Here is an 18242-nt window from a genome sequence, read left to right as displayed (position 1 = left end):
TATAAATGAACATTACCGCGATTAAAGCCGATATCACTACTCTTGACGTTGATGCCATCGTCAATGCTGCCAATACGTCGCTACTGGGTGGTGGCGGGGTGGATGGCGCCATTCATCGCGCGGCAGGGCCTGAACTACTTAAAGCGTGCCGAACGCTGGGTGGATGCCCAACCGGCGATGCAAAGCTAACCGAGGGCTTTAAGCTACCGGCGCGCTACGTCATTCATACCGTCGGCCCGGTATGGCACGGCGGTACTCGCGGCGAGGCTGAACTGTTGGCATCGTGCTATCAACGCTCCTTGGCGCTGGCTGCATCGGTAGGCGCGCGCTCGGTGGCGTTTCCAAGCATAAGTACGGGTATATACCGTTATCCTATTGAAGAGGCGGCGCGGATTGCCGTCTCAACGGTGAGTGAGGTACTGAAACAGGATACTACCGTTGAGACGGTTACGTTTTGCTGCTTCTCTTCCAAGGATTTGGCTGTATATGAAGCGTGCGTTAGTCAATTAGGCCGTTAGCGTCGTAAAACGGATAAGGGCCTGGGTACTGTTTGATAAAACCTTGGTGCGTCACCATGCCTGCTTCTGCTGACCATTGGTGCAGCAAATACCCTGGCGGCTCCAACTGAAAACGGGAAGGGCCGTCTGGGGTCAGATCCAGGCTGACATAATGCGAAACTCCAGGGCAGCTGATGGCTAACGTATTTCCAAATTGAGCCTGGATAGTGCGGTGTACATGCCCGCAAAGCACGCGTTCAACCTGAGCATGCTTGTTAATTACCTCGGCCAGCGCGTGGGGCTGCTTAAGAGGCTGACGATCCATATGATCAATACCACTGATAAACGGATGATGATGGAGCATCACCAGAGTCGGGGTTTGTGGCTGTTCGGCTAGGGTTTCATCCAGCCAGCGCAGGCTTTCCTCACTTAGTTCGCCATAAGGTTTTCCCGGCACGGAGGAGTCCAGCCCCACTAGGCGTACTGGATAGTCATCAATTACCCACTGTAAATAATGGGTGTCTTGAAAGAGATAGTTATGTTCGGGAAAAGCAGCACGTAAATGATGGCGGTCATCATGATTACCAGGGATCAGATAAACCGGCAGTGCCAGATCCACCAGAATCTGTTTGAACGTTGCGTATTCATCCGGGTGGCCAAAGTCGACCAGATCCCCGCTAATCAGCACCAAATCGGGGCGTGGCATTAGCTGATTTAGCGTTTGAATGGCCTGACGTAGGGCATTGGCAGTATCTACTTTACGGTAAGAAAGCCGGCCGCCAGCTTTGATATGCGGATCGCTGATCTGAGCAATAAGACAAGATTTACCCATTGGCCTGCTCCTTGGCGCTTGTGGTGGCTAGTTTTGAATGACTAAGTTCAGGATGAAAAAGCGCTTGAGGGGGTAGGGTCAAGCCAATAGCGGCGCCGGTGGGCCAGTGCTGGCGCGATGATGCTTTAACCTGAATCGGTGTAGCGCCGCCTGTATCAACCATTAACTGCTGCGATTGGCCTAGGAAAATACTTTGTAGAACGCGGCCCTTCACCTGGGCATCTGCTAGGGCCACCACTTCGATATCCTCCGGACGACAGTAAACGCTTAGTGCCTCTTGTAAATGAGGTGCGGTCAATTCACCGCCTGGTACGGTGAGTTGACCATCAGCCCCTTTACCGGTGACTACCAAGCGATTCACTGCGCCGATAAAATCGGCTACAAACGTATTAGCAGGCTGATGGTAAATCTCTTGAGGCGTACCCAGCTGTGCAATTCTCCCCGCTTGCATCACCGCGATACGGTCACCCAAAGCCATTGCCTCGTCTTGGTCATGGGTCACATAAACCGCAGTTGTGCCTAGTTTGCGCAGTAGCTGGCCGATTTCCAGACGCAGCCGGTCGCGCAACTTAGCGTCCAGGGCCGCAAGCGGTTCATCAAACAGTAGCACTTTAGGGCGAACAGCGATGGCCCGTGCCAGGGCAACGCGCTGTTTTTGCCCACCTGAGAGCGCTTCAATACGCCGCTCGCCAAAGCCCTCCAAGTCCACCATGCGCATGACCTCGGCAAGCCGTTGCTCAATCTCAGAACGGGATAAACGCCGGATCTTCAGGCCATAGGCAATATTGTCGGCAACACTCATATTGGGGAACAGGGCGTAGTTTTGAAACACCATGCCGACATCGCGCTTTTCAATAGGCAGAGTAGTCACGTCTTGTCCGCCAAACTGGACGCGCCCGCCCTGATCAGGACTTTCAAGGCCGCTGATAATACGCAGCGTAGTGGTCTTGCCACAGCCTGAAGGGCCAAGAAGTACAAGGGTCTCGCCTGCGTTAATGTGCAGATCTAGCGGTTGCAGCGCAGTATGGCCACCTGAAAAAGTGCGGCTGCATTGGGTAAGGATGATGTTGACGGATGAACTCATATCGGTCTCAGGGTTGTCTCTTCGCCGGGGGCGGATTAGATGTTCTGGCTGGTTAGCGGCGTGGGCTGGAAAGCCGTCCGGCCCATTGAATAGCCACTAGCAAGGGGACAATCATCACTAGAAAGATCAGCGTGTAGGCCGAACCCACTTCAAGGCGCATGGAGGCATAGCTATCGGCTAGCCCTACCGGGAGGGTTTTGGTAAGCGGGGTATGTAGCATCCAGGTAATGTTGAACTCACCAATCGATAAGGTGAAGACCATCAGCGCTCCCGCCAAAATACCGCTAAGACAGTTGGGAACCACTACGGCAAAAAAGCGCTGTCGAAAATTGGCACCTAGGCTTGCTGCCGCTTCTTCAAGTAGCGGGAGGCGTGCGGTCTGCATGACGGAAAGTACGGCACGAACCATAAACGGCAGGGTGAAAAGCACATGGCCTATCAGAATAAACAGCCAGCTCCCACGAAATTCGCGGTAGCTACCGTAGGCAAGGAGTAGCGCGAGCGCGGTGGCAAGGCCTGGCACTGCCACCGGCAACAGAAGCAGTTCCTCAATTGCATTGGCCCAGCGGCGGCGGCTGCGTAGCAAGCCATAAGCCGCAGGCACACCAATCAGCGTCGCAATCACCAAGCAGGCCAAAGCCAGCTTGATAGAAAGCCAGATAGTATCGGAGTAAAGCTGCCATACCTCATTTACCCAGCGCAGCGTTAAACCGCTTTTAAGGCCAACAAAGTAGTTCTCGGTCAGCCCGGCCATTACCGACATGGCCACGGGAATAATCATGAAGAGGCAAACCAGAAGAGTAAAACTCAGCTGGAGGATAAATCGGATGCGTGGATTCATACCGGGGCTCCCACATTGCTGCCCGCCAGCTTGCGTGCCAGGCTTAATGCAACCCAGGTGATCAGCCCAAGCACCACAGACAGGGCGGCTGCCATGGCGAAGTTGGCATAGTTGGTGAATTCGCCATAAATATTGAGGGGCAAAATGCTCAGCCGTGTGCCGAGTGTGAAAGCGGTACCAAACGCCCCCATACTGGTCGCAAAGCAGATAGCGCCGGTTGATAGTAAGGCAGGTGCAATACCCGGCACGATGACATCTTTGGTGACTTGCCATGAGTTAGCCCCCAATGAGCGGGCAGCTTCTTCAAGGCTTTGGTCTAAATTTTCACAGGCAGCCATTACCGTGGTGATAACCCGTGGTATGGAGAAATAGAGGTAGCCGATAAATAGCCCGGCAAGTGAATAGGCAAACATCCAACGTTCATCAAATAACCACAGACTCAATTGAGCCAGAGCCCCCTGACGACCGCCTAACATAATCACTAAAAAACCTACCACTACTCCTGGAAAGGCAAGTGGAAAGGTGAGAATCGCGACCAGGACCGATTTACCTATAAAACGATGCCGTGCCAAAAAGAAACCGGCAATGCCGGCAATACCCACGGCAACAAGTGAGACGGTAAAGGAGACGGTGACGGTGGTAACAAGACTAATTAAGTACTGCTGGTGGGTAAGAATGGTGAAGTAAGCACTGATACCGCTGCTTCGATCAGCTTCGGCACCCATGAGAATCAAACGAGAAAACGGCAGTAGCCAAAAAGCGAGAAATACGGCTAGTGCTGGCGCTAAGGCGAATATCGCAATGAGGTTTTTGCGCTTTGGAGCTTGGCTTATCGCTTGAGTTGCTGAATAAGCAGCCCCTAAGGGCTGCTTGGACGTTACTGCCATGATTAACGAACCTCCGAAAGATACCGCTCGGAGAAGCTGCGCTGGGCATTGGCCATGGCGTCATAATCTACCGTGACCGCGCGGGCGTAATCGCTATCGGGTAGAAAGACGCTACGAGCTTCTTCTGAGACAGCCTCTTCGCGTACCGGACGCAGGTAGGCATCTGCCCAAACCGCTTGCCCTTGATCAGAAAGCACGAAATCAAGCACCTGACGCCCGTTTTCCGGGTTGGGGCTATCTTTAACCAGGCTCATTACGTAGGGCACCACAACGCTGCCTTCTTCAGGAATCACAAAATCAATGTTGGCGCCATCACTATGACGGGCGCGGTAAGCGTTGAAGTCGTAATCGAGCAGAATCGGAATTTCACCGGAAAGCACGCGGGCGTAGCTGGTTTGTTTAGGAACGATGGGGGCGTTATCAGCGAGTTGGTTGAAGTAGTCGATGGCGGGGGTGAAGTCGTTAAGATCGCCGCCCATCGCCAAATTAACCGCGGTTGCACCTACATAACCAACAAAAGCGCTGGCAGGATCGAGATAACCCACCATGCCCCGGTACTCAGGTTTTAGCAGGTCTGCCCAGGAGGTAGGAACGGGGGCGCCATCCAAGGCATCAACGTTAACCATAAAGCCAAGCGTGCCTGAATGAATGGCAAACCAATTACCATCAGGATCTTTAAGGCCCTCAGGAATCTCATCCCAGTGTGCCGGCTGATAAGGCTCAACCACGTCGGCTTCCATCGCCTGGATACCAAACGTCACCCCATAATAGACCACATCAGCAACGGGGCTATTGGCTTCTGCCACTAGCTGTGCCAATGACTGACCGGAGTTTTTATTATCCTGTGGTACCCGGATGCTTGTTTCCTGCTCAATCAGGCGTAGTTGTGTGCCCCAGTCTGCCCACTCGGGTGGGCAGTTGTAGCAAATGGCGTTATCGCTGCTTTGGGCCATCACGCCGGTTGAGGCACTGATAAGTGTAGTCGCCAATAGCGCTTGATATAGATGCTTAACGTTCATGCGATACTCCTCGATGAAATACCTGATGGGGTCTTTCTGGTTGTCGGAGCTCCGACACTTTCGCCCTTTCGTAATACATAGGGCAGGGGTGTAAGAACGGGTCTTTCACCCCGAATCATGTTCAGCATCGTGTGAATGGCTGCACGACCAATATCCGCACGGGGCTGCTCAACGGTGCAGAGTGATGGGTAGACATATTTTCCCAGGGCAATGCCGTCAAACCCCATAACAGATAGATCGTCAGGTACCGAAAGCCCGGCTCGTTGAAGTTCGCCTATCAAGCTGATAGCGAGCAGATCATTAGTACAAATCAACGCACTGATCGCATTGTCGCCGTGTAAATGTGGCGCTAGGCTTTTCAGGTCTGCCTGGGTATGGCGCGGCATTTCAATGAGTGGGCAGGGCGCAAGCCCAGCCGCCTGCATGGCGAGGCAATAACCTTCATAGCGCTGTCGTGCACGGTCAGATTGTAATAATGGCCCTGCGACCATCCCAATTTGCTGATGACCTAGTGTAATGAGATAGCGGGTGGCGGCTTCGCTAGCGGCTTGGTTATCCACGCCGACAGAGGGAAAGCCGCTGTTGCCAGGAGGATTATAAACAAGCAGACAAGGAGTGGTTTCTTGATGTAGCTGAGTAAGCACAGCGCTTTTATCAGCTTCAGCCACTGTTAGCACCAAACCATCAACCCTCTGGCGTAGCATCTCTTCGACAATATCGTTCTCACGACTGGCATCGTATTCGCTCGTCGTGACGATTAGCGAATAGCCGCAGGCCCGGGCTGCCACCTCCATGGCTTGAAGCTGTTCAGCAAAAACCGGGTTATCAAGGCTAGGCACCATGACGCCAATCATTTGCGTTGCTTTTAAGCGCAACTGCTGAGCCACTTTGTTAGGCCTAAATGCAAGCTGTTGAGCCGCATGGAAGATCTTTTCCCGCGTTGTATCGCGTACTAAATCAGGTGTTGAGAAAGCGCGTGCGGCCGTTGCCCGAGAAACGCCGGCGAGTTTTGCCACGCTGAGTAAGTCTGCCATGCGAGTACCTGTTACCGGTGAAATGAGATCGATCTCATTAATTAGGTGCCAGCCTAACGAGGGATTGTGACGAACTGATGTCGAAAGGATATAAATTTGGCAGGAAATTGACGGCGGTTTTACCACCCACGAAATGTTATCTGGTTAGGAAGATAGGAATACTTATATTTTTAACCGCTAACCAGATTGTAAAAATGACTTGAGAGAGCAAAAGCTATCAGATCAATGCCCAAACACTGACCAGCCGGTACGCTGAACGAACATTTCAAGCGCTTTGGTACCCAGCAGGCTATTGCCGTAGTCATCCAGTCCCGGAGACCAGACGGCAAGGGCGCCTTGGCCTGGCGCAATCGCCAGAATGCCGCCACCCACACCACTTTTACCCGGCAGGCCCACTCGGAAGGCGAATTCGCCTGATGCATCGTAATGACCGCACATCATCATTAGCGAGTTAATACGCCGTGCTCGTTGCGGAGAAACCACGCGGATATTGCTGGGCTGGTTAACGCCATCGGAGGCCAGAAACAGCCCCGCATGGGCGAGCTGTTCGCAGCTCATGGCGATTGCACATTGGTGGAAATAGGTGCCCAAGACTTTATCAACATCGTGACGCAGCCGGCCAAAGGCTTTCATGAAGTGGGCAAGGGAGGCATTGCGGTCACGGTGCGCCATTTCAGAAGCGGCGACCTTATGATCAAAGCAGATACTTTCGTCATCAGCGATATAGCGGACAAAGTTTATAAGCTCGGCGAGCGTTTCCTTAGGCTCATGGCCCATCATGATCGCATCGACCACGGCAATAGCACCGGCATTGATGAAGGGGTTACGTGGCTTGCCGCCTTCATGCTCAAGCTGAACAATGGAATTGAAAGGATCACCCGAAGGCTCTCGGCCAACGTTTGACCATAACGCATCGCCCATTTTCCCCAGTGCAATCGTCAGGGTAAATACTTTTGAAATACTCTGAATTGAAAAAGGCGAGGTAGCACAGCCAGCTGAATAGCGCTCTCCATTCACCGTGGCAAGCGAGATGGCAAACCGGTTGGGGTCTACATGAGCAAGCTCTGGAATGTAGTCGGCGACCTTGCCACGTTCGGTTTCGGCGCCCATCGCCTCGGCGATCTCATTGAGTAAATCTTGCATTTATTGCCGTTTGATTTCAGATAAAGGAAAGCGCTACCGTAACCGAAAACAAGGGATTTGTCTGTTAGAAGGCATAGGGCTAGCGTGTGTAAAGTATACTGCTAGGTGGTATGAATGGCAGCTGAAACGGTTATTCAAATTTCATGGTTTTTGACAGTAAACGCTCTTGAGAATTTTATTCAGCTTGGCAAGGAAGATTGAGACTTTGAAACGCCTTTATTTTATTTCAAGTCGATAAATCAACTGATCTCATATTGCCGAGTAATTATTTAAAAAATTATTTAAAAAAATAGTTTACTAGCTTCCCCAACTGTTGCCAGTTAATCAGCTTATCTTAATAATTGTTGGAATGATTGTAGTTAAAAAGTTTTAAGCTTGCACAGTATTAAGTGCCACCTAGACTTAGCTCTCAGGGAAGTTGTTATAAGGAGAGTGCTAATGGTAAAGGAAACCGTCACCGATTCACTACCTACCGCATCGCTTAGCGAAACATTATCGTTCTTATGTAAGATAATGGCTCCTAATATTGCTAAAGGAGTCATTGTTCGCCGCCCAGGCGTGGTGCACTTGGCTGAGCGGTGGGCACTGGACAAGCGCTCTGTTAAACAGGTGCAAGCGTTTAATAATAAATATGGCAAAGGCCCGTTACTTTTTAAAACGCCCTTCAAGCCCATGGCGCTCGTATTGGACCCAGAAGACGCCAACCGTGTGATGGAAGAGACGCCCGAACCCTTCGCGACGGCTGAGGCAGCAAAACAAAGCGCGCTTTCCCACTTCGAGCCAGATATGGCGCTGATCTCTCACGGTAAAGCCCGCCAAGAACGGCGCCGTTTAAATGAAGAGGTCTTACAAAGCAGCTGCCCGATGCACAGTTTTTCTGCGCATTTTTCCCAGGTGGCCGAACAGGAAGTGGCGGCATTGCTAGAAACCGTTCGTCATCATAATAACAAGCTGGACTGGTCATTATTTATTGATGCCTGGAACCGAATCGTGCGCCGTGTTGTATTGGGTGATGCCGCCCGTGATGACGACCCGCTCACCCAAGATCTTATTCAATTGCGTAAGGCGGCTAACTGGGGCTTTATGCGCCCTAAACGCAAACGGTTACGGCAAAAATTTCATGGGCGCTTGGCGCACTATGTTGACCAAGCTGAGCCTAATAGCCTAGCGGCGAAACTATCGGACTACGCGTCTCAAAGCCAGGCGAAGCCGTTGGACCAGATGCCCCAGTGGCTCTTTGCTTTTGAGCCTGCCGGTATGGCAACGTTTCGAGCGCTGGCGTTACTCTGTGCCCATCCGGCGCAGGCAGAACTGGCCCAGGCAGAGGCTGATCAAAAGCCGCAGCCCCAATCCGACAACCCCTTCTTAAAAGCCTGTGTGCTGGAAGCCTTACGACTCTGGCCAACAACGCCTCTTATTCTACGCGAAACAACCGAGCGGACACGTTGGTCGCAGGGCGAAATGCCAACGAATACCACGTTGCTTATTCATGCGCCTTATTTTCATCGGGACGATCGCCATCTGGAAATGGCTAACCGCTTTGCGCCCGACATATGGCTAGACCCTGAGCAGCTTAAGCACTGGCCACTGTTACCCTTTAGTGGAGGGTCAGGTATTTGCCCCGGAAGACATATCGTTTTATTGGTGACCAGTGCAGTACTGGCGGCCATGATGAGAAACCATCAGTTCCGTTTAGACCCACCGGGCAGGCTGACAGAACATAAGCCAATGCCTGCGCTGTTGAGCAATTTCCATCTCTGCTTTCGCTTAAAACAAGCTGGTTCTGTATCGAGTCGGGAAGGCAGCGCATTGTAAAGAAGGTGTTTTACTAGCGAACCATGCTGAATCTTGTTATAGAGAGTGGCAAGAATAATTATCTACTGCCTAAGGTTTAATGGCTTTCCCGCCTGCTTCGTCATTCAGGCGCATTGCATCCTGATAAGACGCTCGCTAAAGTTCCGCCCTCTTTGAGTTTTTGAATGCATGGAGCAGGGCGCATGGCCACCTTAATGATTCAAGGCACTACTTCAGATGCAGGGAAAAGCACAGTGGTCGCTGGGCTATGCCGTGTTTTGAAACGTCGCGGCATAGCCGTTGCTCCTTTTAAACCCCAAAACATGGCGCTAAACAGTGCCGTGACTGAAGACGGGGGCGAAATCGGTCGTTCTACCGCTTTGCAGGCCCAGGCGGCAGGCGTTGCTCCTCATAGCGATATGAACCCTGTCCTGCTCAAGCCGGAAAGCGACCGGGGCGCGCAGGTTATTCTGCGTGGCAAGGTTTACGGACACATGGATGCGCTGGATTATCATGCTTTCAAGCAGACCGCCAAAGAGAGCGTGATGGCGGCCTGGCAGGCGCTTGAAAATCGCTTTGACGTGATTATTGCTGAAGGCGCTGGCAGCCCCGCCGAAATCAACCTGCGTAAGGGGGATATCGCCAATATGGGCTTTGCCGAGGCGGCCGATTGCTCGGTGCTGCTGGTCGGTGATATTGACCGAGGGGGCGTGTTTGCTCAACTGGTGGGTACGCTTGAGCTACTCAGCAAAAGCGAACAGGCACGTACCCAGGGCTTTATTGTGAACCGTTTTCGTGGCGATATCGGCTTGCTTAACCCCGGTCTTGAATGGCTTGAGTCGCGAACGGATAAGCGTGTCTTTGGCACCTTGCCCTATTTGCCAGGGTTACTGCTGGATGCTGAAGATAGCGTGGGCCTGACCCAGAGAACGACAGAAGCGGCGCCGTTAACCGTAGTGGTGCCTGCGCTGCCACGTATCAGTAACCATACTGATTTCGACCCGTTGCGCCTGCATCCACAAGTGGCGCTGCATATGGTTGGCCCTGCCCAGCCCATTCCTCCGGCCGATGTGATTATCTTGCCAGGCAGTAAAAGCACGGCCAGTGATTTGGCGTGGCTTAAACAGCAAGGGTGGGAAGAAGCCATCAACCGGCATCTGCGCTACGGCGGAAGATTATTAGGTATTTGCGGTGGCTTTCAAATGCTGGGGCAGTGGGTGGAGGACCCTGAAGGCCTTGAGGGCCAGCCGGGACGCGTTGCGGGGCTTGGGTTGCTGTCGCTTGTTACGCGCATGGTAGCGAGCAAGCAGCTTCGCAATGTTGCGGGAAAATTGCTTCCTGAAGGGGCTCGCGTGACCGGCTATGAGATTCATAACGGGGTTAGCGAGGGAACTGCGCTGACAAACCCACTGTTCACGCTTGATGGACGTGAGGAAGGTGCCATCAGTGATGATGGGCAGATAATGGGCACCTACCTGCATGGCTTGTTTGACCATCCTGATGCCTGCCAGGCGCTATTAAAACGCCTGGGAATGGTGGATGCCGCACAGGTGGATTACCTGGCTCACCGTGAGCGTGAGCTGGACCGTCTGGCTGATACGCTGGAGGCACATTTGGATATGGATGCCATCATGAAGCTGATCGGGCGCACCTAATCGCGTTTTGCACGCTTGGCCATCAGGGTAATTTCGATACTCGCGCCGCCGCAGATCGTGGGCGATTCGGTACAGGTGCGGGCCGGGTAGCGGCCCGGTTCAAAAAACTCGGCGTAGATGGCGTCCACGTTGCTAATATTCTTTAGATTCGCTAGATGAATATCGACGCGAACCACATCGGCCAGACTGCCTTCTTCTTGAACCAGCATACGCTCAAGCTCGCGCATGATGAGTCGTGTCTCTTCTCTGATATCACCACGAGCAGCGTCGCCGTTGGAAAGGTCAGCCACAGTTAAACCGGAAATAAACACGTAGTGGTCGTCAATCACCAAGTGGCTTCCCGGAAAGCTGGGCTTGGGCAGGGTGGGGTCGTTAATAAACTGGGGCATTGGGCCTCCTTGGTAGCCAAAATGGGTACTCCACCTTGCGACTATACTCACGTCAATGCGTTCATATTGATGAAATGTGACTGGTGTGAAGCACTGGTTTCCTCTAGGCTTGCGGGCATTAACATGCTGACATTGATCGCAACAGCTTAAAGAGAGCGTAATGAAGGTAGTTCAGATTAAAGAGGCGGGGCAGCGAGATGCCTGTTTAGCGCGTCTATGCGCTGAGGTTTATGGCCAGAAAGCTGGCCTGACGCCGCTGGTAGTATTTACCGGTACGCGCAGTGTGCTATTCAAACAAGAAGTAGCCCGCTTGCTGGCAGGCGTAGATAAAGCGGGTAAGCCGCAGGCATTGGCGCTCTTGGTGCTCGATGAAACGGGCGAAGGTATGACACTTACCCACGCCTGCGAGCTTGAACCTAACGGTGCCAAGCAGCGCCTGATAAGCGAGCTGACCTTAAAGGCGCCGCTCCGGGTCGAGGTCGACAGCGCCGAACAGGAAGCGTTTTATCAGGCGTGTGGTATTAAACGCTGGTTCAATGGCGCTGACCAAAAGCGAATTGGTTTGAGCGTGCGCCATCCGGCCGGTAGCCAGGAAGAGCTGGCTGCAACAGTGGCGCTTGATGAAGCGCTGATCCTGCGGCGCTTCAAGCACGATGCCAAAGCCTTTGAAAGCGCCAAGCAGGACTTTTTGAACGGCCTGAATCAGTTTCCAGCATCCCTTAACGCATGATGCTCACCGCCATGGGCAAGGCTACCTTCTAGCCAGTTCGCGCATGGCGGTTTCCAGCCCTTCAAGGGTCATCGGATACATGCGCCCGCCAATAAGCTCCTGAATCAGCTGGGTAGAGTAGGTATACTCCCAGGCACGAGGCGGCATAGGGTTAAGCCATGCCAGATGGGGAAACGTCTCACAAAGACGCTTCAGCCATAGGCCGCCGGGCTCTTCATTGAAGTGTTCAACACTGCCGCCCCGGTGAGTGACCTCATAGGGTGACATGGCCGCATCGCCCACAATGACGACCTGGTAATCAGCGCCGTAAGTGTGTAGCACATCCATGGTCGGAATACGCTCGTTACCGCGTCTTGAATTATGCCGCCATACGCCTTCGTATAGGCAGTTGTGAAAGTAGTAGTGTTCAAGGTGCTTGAATTCAGAGCGGGCCGCTGAGAACAGCTCTTCACAAACGCGAATATGGTCATCCATGGAACCGCCTACATCCAGAAACAGCAATACCTTGACGGCGTTATGGCGTTCCGGCCGCATCTGCACATTTAAAAGGCCTGCATCCCGGGCGGTTTCGCGAATGGTGCTGTCGACATCGAACTCCTGCAAAGCCCCTTGGCGAGCAAACTTGCGCAGCCGACGCAGCGCCATTTTGATATTGCGCGTGCCAAGCTCCAGAGAATCATCATAGTCGCGAAAACGCCGCTCATCCCATACCTTGGTGGCGCGACGGTGGCGTGAACCATCCTGGCCAATTCGTATCCCTTCGGGGTTATAACCATAGGCGCCAAACGGGCTGGTGCCTCCCGTGCCAATCCATTTGTTGCCACCTGCGTGGCGCTCCTTTTGCTCTTCCAGGCGCTTTTTAAACGTTTCAATCAGCTGTTCCAGGCCGCCCAGGGATTCAATCTTGGCTTTCTCTTCATCGGTAAGCTGCTTTTCAAACTCGCGACGCAGCCAGTCATCCGGGATCAGCGCCTCAATGGCAGCGTCCATATCTTCAAGGCCTTTAAACCAAGCGGAAAAGGCACGATCGAAGCGATCAAAATAGCGCTCATCTTTCACCATGACGGTGCGGGCCACCTGATAGAACGCTTCCATATCAGCGAACACCACGCCACGCTCTACCACGGCATGAAGGTCTAATAGTTCACGCAGTGAAACGGGCACCTCGGCACGCTTTAACGTCTCAAACAGGCCAATAAACATGGCTTAACGACCTGAGCCTTTCTGGCGGCGTAGCATAAATGCCAGACGCTCCAGCAGGTGAGTGTCCTGTTCATTTTTAATTAGTGCGCCTGCCATGGGGGGAAGTGCCTTGACAGGGTCGCGGTGGTAGAGCGCTTCCTGGACAAGCTCATCGGCCATCAGCAGTTTCAGCCAGTCGACCAATTCAGAAGTAGAGGGCTTTTTCTTGAGGCCTGGGGTATCACGTAGCTCAAAAAATACTTCCAGCGCTTCGCTGACAAGCCGAGGGGCGATATCGGGAAAATGCACATCGACAATGGCTTGTAGAGTGTCCCGGTCAGGGAAGTCGATATAGTGAAAAAAGCAGCGCCGCAGGAAAGCATCGGGCAGCTCTTTTTCGTTGTTGGAAGTTATGACAATAATCGGGCGAAGCTCCGCACGGATGGTTTCGCCGGTTTCATAAACGTGAAACTCCATGCGATCCAGCTCTTGGAGCAAGTCATTGGGAAACTCGATATCGGCCTTATCGATCTCATCAATCAGCAGTACCACCCGCTGATTGGCGGTAAAAGCTTCCCACAGCTTGCCAGGCTTGATGTAGTTGGCAACGTTCTCAACCCCTTCAACGCCCAATTGGGAATCGCGCAGGCGGCTGACGGCATCGTACTCATAAAGGCCTTGAGCCGCCTTGGTGCTGGATTTGATATGCCAGGTGATCAATTGAGTGCCAAGGGAGGCCGCCAGCTCTTCAGCCAGCAAGGTCTTACCCGTGCCAGGCTCGCCTTTTATCAATAGCGGGCGCTCCAGCATGACGGCTGCGTTTACCGCCTGTTTCAGTGCGTCAGTAGCAATGTATGAAGAGGTGGATTCAAACGCCATGGAGAGGGCCTCGGCTGGTTGAGTCAATTAGCAGATTCAAACAAGTGTACGTGAGGCTGGCTGCCTAGGCCAAGCGGCAGAGGTGTCAACCGTTAGGCTTTGTTCGGCGCCACGATGCCCAGGCGCTTCATTTGCCGATACACCGTTGGCCGTGAAACGCCAAGCTCTCGGGCCACCGCGCTGATGTTCCATTGGTGCTGCTGAAGTCGTGTGACGAGGTGACTATCCACACAGTCGCCTGCGGGTGCGGTTAGCGAAGGCGTATGGGTAATGCGCTGGCTCAGGCACTGTTCGGGTAAGTTGTAAACGGTGATTTCATCGCTCTCGGCGGTTGCCAGGGCAAACGCCAGCGCGTTTTTGAGCTGACGAATATTGCCGGGCCACGCATAAGCAAGCAGGGCGCTGATGGCATCGGCCCCGAGGCGAGGTGATTGACTGCCGCCGCGTTCGCGTGTCACATCGTCGAACACCTGACGAATCACGTAGAGCCTGTCGGCGCGTTCGCGCAGCGGAGGCAGGTATAATTGAGCGCCGTTTAAACGGTAGTAGAGATCTTCGCGAAATTCGCCTTGGGCAATCAAGGTGTCGATATGACGGTGAGTGGCGGTTATTACCCGGATATCGACCTTTTCAGGCTTGTGCGCCCCAAGGGGCATCACTTCCCTCTCCGCCAGTACCCGCAGCAGACGGGTTTGCAGGGCCAGCGGCATATCGCCGATCTCATCCAGAAACAGCGTGCCGCCATGGGCTTGGGGAATCAGCCCACGCATACCTTTGGGGCGCCCACCGGTAAAGGCGCCAGGTTCATAGCCGAACAGCTCGCTCTCGATCAGCGCTTCGGGAATGGCGGCACAGTTTACCGCAATGAAGGGGCCCTGGGCGCGGTTGCCACTGTCGTGCAGGGCACGTGCAACTACCTCTTTACCGGTGCCAGTTTCACCACTGATCAGCACGTTGACGCTGGTTTCGTTGCGCAGTCGCTCGGCCAGTTTCTGCACCTTGCGCATGGCGGGGTCATCGGCCCCCAGCCGGGCTAGCGGCGTGGGGAGTGTAGATGCGGGCGTGCCTGGAGGCGCCACGCGGGGCCTGCGTGGTTCCAGCAGGCTGATAAAGTAGATAACGTTGCTGGCGCGGGCACGGAACGCTCGTAGCTGGTCGTCGGCGGCGCTGTTGATACTCAGCACGTCGGCAATGTCGCACTCAAACAGCTCGCCTAGCAGAGGCGCGTGCTGGGCGGACCATGGCGGCCAGCGGCGCTGGTGGTCTGCTACCAGTTCGCGGCCCACGGCATTGGCGGCAATCACCTGTCCGTTCTCCTCGATCGCGATCAGGCCGCGGCCATTTACGTGCACGAACTCCCGGGAAGTATCCAGGCGCACCATCAGACAGTCGCGATAGCGCTGCAGGAAATAGGCGTCTTCGATCATGCGGGCATAGAGCGTTACCAGCGAGAGGCTGAAGTTCTGGCTTTCATGCGCGGTGGGCGAGTGCAGCGCCGAGATATCCAATACAGCCATCACGTTGCCTTGCGGGTCGGCGATGGAAGCGGCGGTGCAGGTGAGCGAAATATGGGTCGCGTCGAAATGCTCCTGGTGGTGGCAGATGATGGCCCGACGGTCGTGCAGACAGGTGCCGACCGCGCAGGTGCCCGCAAAGCGCTCGTCCCAGTCGGCGCCAAGATAGAGGCCTGCACTGCGTAGCTGCTGGTCCTGATCGGGGTTGCCGCGAAATTCGACGGTAATACCGCGGTGGTCGGTAAGCAATAGCGCATAGCCCAATTGGGCGATTTGCCCGTACAGCTGATCGACCCCGGCGCGGGCAACGTGCAAAAGCTCATCGACGGATTCACGGTGCTCTAGCAGCGTTTGCTGTGGTACTACGCGAGCCGGGCGTGGTTGCGTGGGGTCGAGTCGGTACTCGTTCAGGCAGCGCAGCCAGGAGCGCCGGATGGTGGCCTGAGCCGGTAGTTGCGGCGCTTCCCGCCCTTCGCCGAGCTGGAAGATATGTTCGATATGCTGTCGCTGCACGGATGCCAAGCGTGCAGACGGGGGCAATTGATTCGGCATGGCGTTTCCATACGGCGTTATTGTTGTGCTTCCAGCCTATGCGCTTTACAGGCGGTGTCAACGAGGGCGGGCTACGCCGTTAGTCGTGCGTTACAGCTGTAACGTATACCGTACACAAAGTGTGACAGGTGTACGTGTCCGGCTACGCCTTTTTCAGTAGGGATTGCACTGAATTTCATTGTTTTTCAGTGGTCTATGTGGGTTTTTGTTTTTTGGCATGGCAAGTGCTTAAAGTTGAGTGTCTTGCCGACAGTTCAACAATAATAACGCACCTGGAGTATCCGCGATGACCCACACAGATGTACAAACACCGCAAAACGCTACCAGTACGGCCAACGCATGGCTGCATGCGTTTGATGAGGCGCTGCAAGCGAAGGATATTGAGCGCGTACTGACGCTGTTTAACGATGAGTGCTATTGGCGCGACTTTCTAGCGTTTACCTGGAATCTCAAAACCTGCGAAGGCAAGGATGAAATCCAGGCCATGCTCAGCGCCACGCTGGCCAATACCCGACCCACGCAGTGGCTGCTCGAAGGGGAGGCCAGCGAAAACGGCGATACTGTTGAGGCGTGGTTCACCTTTAAAACAGCGCTCGCCAGCGGCAAAGGGTACTTGCGCCTGAAAGAGGGCAAGTGCTGGACGCTGCTTACTACCATGCAGGCGCTGGACGATTTTCCCGAACCGCGTAATCACCACCGGCCCAAAGGGGCCGAGCACGGCGCTAATAAACAGCGAAAAACCTGGCTTGAAGCCCGAGAGCGCGAGGAAGCCGAGCTGGGCTACACGCAGCAACCCTACTGCGTGATTATTGGCGGTGGCCAAGGGGGGATTGGTCTGGGGGCGCGATTAAAACAGATGGGCGTGCCAACGATCATCGTCGAGCGCAACGAGCGTGCCGGCGATTCCTGGCGCAAACGCTACAAATCTCTCTGCCTGCACGATCCGGTATGGTACGACCATCTGCCCTATATTCCCTTCCCTGATAACTGGCCAGTGTTTGCCCCGAAAGACAAGGTGGGCGATTGGCTGGAAATGTACACGAAGGTAATGGAGCTCAATTATTGGGGTTCTACCGAGTGCCAGAATGCACGCTTCGATGAAGCCGCGGGCGAATGGGTCGTCAACGTGAAGCGCAACGGCGAGGCGATCACGCTACGCCCTAAACAGCTGGTGATGGCCACCGGCATGTCGGGGATGCCCAACGTGCCCGAGTTTCCAGGCGCGGAGAGCTTTGAAGGCGAGCAGCAGCACTCCAGCCAGCACCCGGGGCCGGATGCGTACGCAGGCAAAAAGTGCGTGATCGTGGGCTCGAATAACTCTGCCCATGATATTGCCGCCGCACTCTGGGAGCATGGTTCCGATGTCACCATGCTTCAGCGCTCTTCGACCCATATCGTCAAGTCGGATTCATTGATGGAGGAGGTGCTGGGGCCGCTCTACTCAGAGGAGGCGGTAGCCAGCGGGTTGACCCATGACAAAGCCGATCTGCTGTTTGCTTCAATCCCTTACAGGCTGCTGCCTGACTTCCAGCGCCCGGCGTTTGACGCCGTTAAACAGCGTGACGCAGCGTTCTATCAAAAATTGGAAGACGCGGGTTTCATGCTTGATTTCGGCGATGATGAGTCCGGCCTTTTCTTGAAGTACCTGCGCCGGGGGTCGGGCTACTACATCGACGTAGGCGCCAGTGAGCTGGTCGCCAACGGTGATATCAAGCTGCGCAGCGGCGTCGGCATCGAGCGCATTAATCCACGCTCGATCACTCTGACCGACGGCAGCGAACTGGAGGCGGATTTGATCGTGTATGCCACCGGCTACGGCTCCATGAACGGCTGGGCAGCACGGCTTATCTCCCAGGAAGTGGCGGATAAGGTAGGCAAATGTTGGGGTATGGGCTCTGATACCACCAAAGACCCTGGCCCTTGGGAAGGCGAACTGCGCAACATGTGGAAGCCCACCCAGCAGGAGGCGCTGTGGTTTCATGGTGGTAACCTGCACCAGTCACGCCACTACTCGCACTATTTAGCGCTGCAGTTGAAAGCGCGTATGGAAGGGCTGGAGACGCCCGTCTATGGTCTGCAGTCGGTTCACCACTTGGCATAAAACAAAGTTGGCATAAAACAAAGTTGGCATAAAACAAAGTGCAAGTCTGGTGATGCAGGGCATGAGGAAAAAAGGCCATTTTCGGATGGCCTTTTTTGATCGTCGTCTT

General features: G+C 54.2%; 16 protein-coding genes. 5 read left to right on the top strand and 11 right to left on the bottom strand.

Going from position 1 to position 18242, the window contains the following annotated elements; all coding sequences use genetic code 11:
- The first annotated feature begins 5 nt into the window (after positions 1–5).
- A complete protein-coding gene (locus tag ELY38_RS13075) occupies positions 6–518 on the top strand; it encodes an O-acetyl-ADP-ribose deacetylase (protein WP_127062723.1) in 513 nt (170 codons plus the stop codon).
- On the opposite strand, the gene ELY38_RS13070 is transcribed toward ELY38_RS13075, so the two are convergent.
- The 7 genes from ELY38_RS13070 to ELY38_RS13040 form a co-directional block, all read right to left on the bottom strand.
- On the bottom strand, positions 499–1329 hold the full coding sequence (locus ELY38_RS13070) for a phosphodiesterase (protein WP_127062722.1): 831 nt from the start codon (positions 1327–1329) through the stop codon (positions 499–501). The genes ELY38_RS13075 and ELY38_RS13070 overlap by 20 nt on opposite strands.
- Positions 1322–2413 carry an ABC transporter ATP-binding protein gene (locus ELY38_RS13065; RefSeq protein ID WP_127062721.1) on the bottom strand — a complete coding sequence of 364 codons (1092 nt, stop codon included), beginning with the start codon at positions 2411–2413 and terminating at the stop codon, positions 1322–1324. The genes ELY38_RS13070 and ELY38_RS13065 overlap by 8 nt, the downstream gene beginning before the upstream one ends.
- Before the next feature lie 52 nt (positions 2414–2465).
- Positions 2466–3254 carry an ABC transporter permease gene (locus ELY38_RS13060; protein ID WP_127062720.1) on the bottom strand — a complete coding sequence of 263 codons (789 nt, stop codon included), beginning with the start codon at positions 3252–3254 and terminating at the stop codon, positions 2466–2468.
- Positions 3251–4141: an ABC transporter permease gene (locus ELY38_RS13055; RefSeq protein WP_127062719.1), complete on the bottom strand. Its 891-nt coding sequence runs from the start codon at positions 4139–4141 to the stop codon at positions 3251–3253. The genes ELY38_RS13060 and ELY38_RS13055 overlap by 4 nt, the downstream gene beginning before the upstream one ends.
- A gap of 2 nt (positions 4142–4143) precedes the next feature.
- Positions 4144–5160 carry an ABC transporter substrate-binding protein gene (locus tag ELY38_RS13050; RefSeq protein WP_127062718.1) on the bottom strand — a complete coding sequence of 339 codons (1017 nt, stop codon included), beginning with the start codon at positions 5158–5160 and terminating at the stop codon, positions 4144–4146.
- Positions 5157–6194 carry a substrate-binding domain-containing protein gene (locus ELY38_RS13045; RefSeq protein ID WP_127062717.1) on the bottom strand — a complete coding sequence of 346 codons (1038 nt, stop codon included), beginning with the start codon at positions 6192–6194 and terminating at the stop codon, positions 5157–5159. Before ELY38_RS13045 ends, ELY38_RS13050 begins: the two co-directional genes overlap by 4 nt.
- A gap of 222 nt (positions 6195–6416) precedes the next feature.
- Positions 6417–7337, bottom strand: a complete 921-nt coding sequence (locus tag ELY38_RS13040) for a glutaminase (protein WP_127062716.1) — start codon at positions 7335–7337, stop codon at positions 6417–6419.
- Positions 7338–7775: 438 nt separating this feature from the next.
- Here ELY38_RS13040 and ELY38_RS13035 point away from each other — a divergent pair, with 438 nt between their 5' ends.
- Positions 7776–9152: a cytochrome P450 gene (locus ELY38_RS13035; RefSeq protein ID WP_127062715.1), complete on the top strand. Its 1377-nt coding sequence runs from the start codon at positions 7776–7778 to the stop codon at positions 9150–9152.
- Positions 9153–9334: 182 nt separating this feature from the next.
- Positions 9335–10786 (top strand): cobyric acid synthase, encoded by a 1452-nt coding sequence (locus tag ELY38_RS13030; RefSeq protein ID WP_127062714.1) that lies wholly within the window; start codon positions 9335–9337, stop codon positions 10784–10786.
- Here the strand turns inward: ELY38_RS13030 and ELY38_RS13025 are convergent.
- A complete protein-coding gene (locus tag ELY38_RS13025; protein ID WP_127062713.1) occupies positions 10783–11175 on the bottom strand; it encodes a RidA family protein in 393 nt (130 codons plus the stop codon). The two genes, ELY38_RS13030 and ELY38_RS13025, sit on opposite strands and share 4 nt — an antisense overlap.
- A gap of 160 nt (positions 11176–11335) precedes the next feature.
- On the opposite strand from ELY38_RS13025, the gene ELY38_RS13020 reads away from it, so the two are divergent.
- Positions 11336–11905, top strand: coding sequence for a hypothetical protein (locus ELY38_RS13020; RefSeq protein WP_127062712.1), 570 nt, complete (start codon positions 11336–11338; stop codon positions 11903–11905).
- 21 nt (positions 11906–11926) lie between these two features.
- Here the strand turns inward: ELY38_RS13020 and ELY38_RS13015 are convergent, their stop codons facing one another.
- The 3 genes from ELY38_RS13015 to ELY38_RS13005 form a co-directional block, all read right to left on the bottom strand.
- Entirely contained in the window at positions 11927–13108 is a 1182-nt protein-coding gene (locus ELY38_RS13015) for a vWA domain-containing protein (protein ID WP_127062711.1), read from the bottom strand.
- A 3-nt stretch (positions 13109–13111) separates the two neighbouring features.
- The gene (locus tag ELY38_RS13010; RefSeq protein WP_127062710.1) at positions 13112–13966 is read right to left on the bottom strand and encodes an AAA family ATPase; all 855 of its coding nucleotides are present in this window, start codon (positions 13964–13966) and stop codon (positions 13112–13114) included.
- Between the two features lie 92 nt (positions 13967–14058).
- Positions 14059–16032: a sigma-54-dependent Fis family transcriptional regulator gene (locus ELY38_RS13005; protein WP_127062709.1), complete on the bottom strand. Its 1974-nt coding sequence runs from the start codon at positions 16030–16032 to the stop codon at positions 14059–14061.
- Between the two features lie 286 nt (positions 16033–16318).
- On the opposite strand from ELY38_RS13005, the gene ELY38_RS13000 reads away from it, so the two are divergent.
- Complete coding sequence (locus tag ELY38_RS13000) at positions 16319–18133, top strand: NAD(P)/FAD-dependent oxidoreductase (RefSeq protein ID WP_127062708.1); 1815 nt, start codon at positions 16319–16321, stop codon at positions 18131–18133.
- Positions 18134–18242: the final 109 nt, after the last annotated feature.

This window comes from Vreelandella nanhaiensis (assembly GCF_003990185.1).
Lineage (GTDB): Bacteria > Pseudomonadota > Gammaproteobacteria > Pseudomonadales > Halomonadaceae > Vreelandella > Vreelandella nanhaiensis.
The sequence above is the reverse complement of the archived record's forward strand: the minus strand, read 5'-3'. Positions and strand labels throughout refer to the sequence as shown.

Bases quoted from the DNA above. Each gene is read 5' to 3' on its own strand.
- ELY38_RS13075 (WP_127062723.1), top strand. From the start codon at position 6: ATGAACATTACCGCGATTAAAGCCGATATCACTACTCTTGACGTTGAT.
- ELY38_RS13070 (WP_127062722.1), bottom strand. From the start codon at position 1,329: ATGGGTAAATCTTGTCTTATTGCTCAGATCAGCGATCCGCATATCAAA.
- ELY38_RS13065 (WP_127062721.1), bottom strand. From the start codon at position 2,413: ATGAGTTCATCCGTCAACATCATCCTTACCCAATGCAGCCGCACTTTT.
- ELY38_RS13060 (WP_127062720.1), bottom strand. From the start codon at position 3,254: ATGAATCCACGCATCCGATTTATCCTCCAGCTGAGTTTTACTCTTCTG.
- ELY38_RS13055 (WP_127062719.1), bottom strand. From the start codon at position 4,141: ATGGCAGTAACGTCCAAGCAGCCCTTAGGGGCTGCTTATTCAGCAACT.
- ELY38_RS13050 (WP_127062718.1), bottom strand. From the start codon at position 5,160: ATGAACGTTAAGCATCTATATCAAGCGCTATTGGCGACTACACTTATC.
- ELY38_RS13045 (WP_127062717.1), bottom strand. From the start codon at position 6,194: ATGGCAGACTTACTCAGCGTGGCAAAACTCGCCGGCGTTTCTCGGGCA.
- ELY38_RS13040 (WP_127062716.1), bottom strand. From the start codon at position 7,337: ATGCAAGATTTACTCAATGAGATCGCCGAGGCGATGGGCGCCGAAACC.
- ELY38_RS13035 (WP_127062715.1), top strand. From the start codon at position 7,776: ATGGTAAAGGAAACCGTCACCGATTCACTACCTACCGCATCGCTTAGC.
- ELY38_RS13030 (WP_127062714.1), top strand. From the start codon at position 9,335: ATGGCCACCTTAATGATTCAAGGCACTACTTCAGATGCAGGGAAAAGC.
- ELY38_RS13025 (WP_127062713.1), bottom strand. From the start codon at position 11,175: ATGCCCCAGTTTATTAACGACCCCACCCTGCCCAAGCCCAGCTTTCCG.
- ELY38_RS13020 (WP_127062712.1), top strand. From the start codon at position 11,336: ATGAAGGTAGTTCAGATTAAAGAGGCGGGGCAGCGAGATGCCTGTTTA.
- ELY38_RS13015 (WP_127062711.1), bottom strand. From the start codon at position 13,108: ATGTTTATTGGCCTGTTTGAGACGTTAAAGCGTGCCGAGGTGCCCGTT.
- ELY38_RS13010 (WP_127062710.1), bottom strand. From the start codon at position 13,966: ATGGCGTTTGAATCCACCTCTTCATACATTGCTACTGACGCACTGAAA.
- ELY38_RS13005 (WP_127062709.1), bottom strand. From the start codon at position 16,032: ATGCCGAATCAATTGCCCCCGTCTGCACGCTTGGCATCCGTGCAGCGA.
- ELY38_RS13000 (WP_127062708.1), top strand. From the start codon at position 16,319: ATGACCCACACAGATGTACAAACACCGCAAAACGCTACCAGTACGGCC.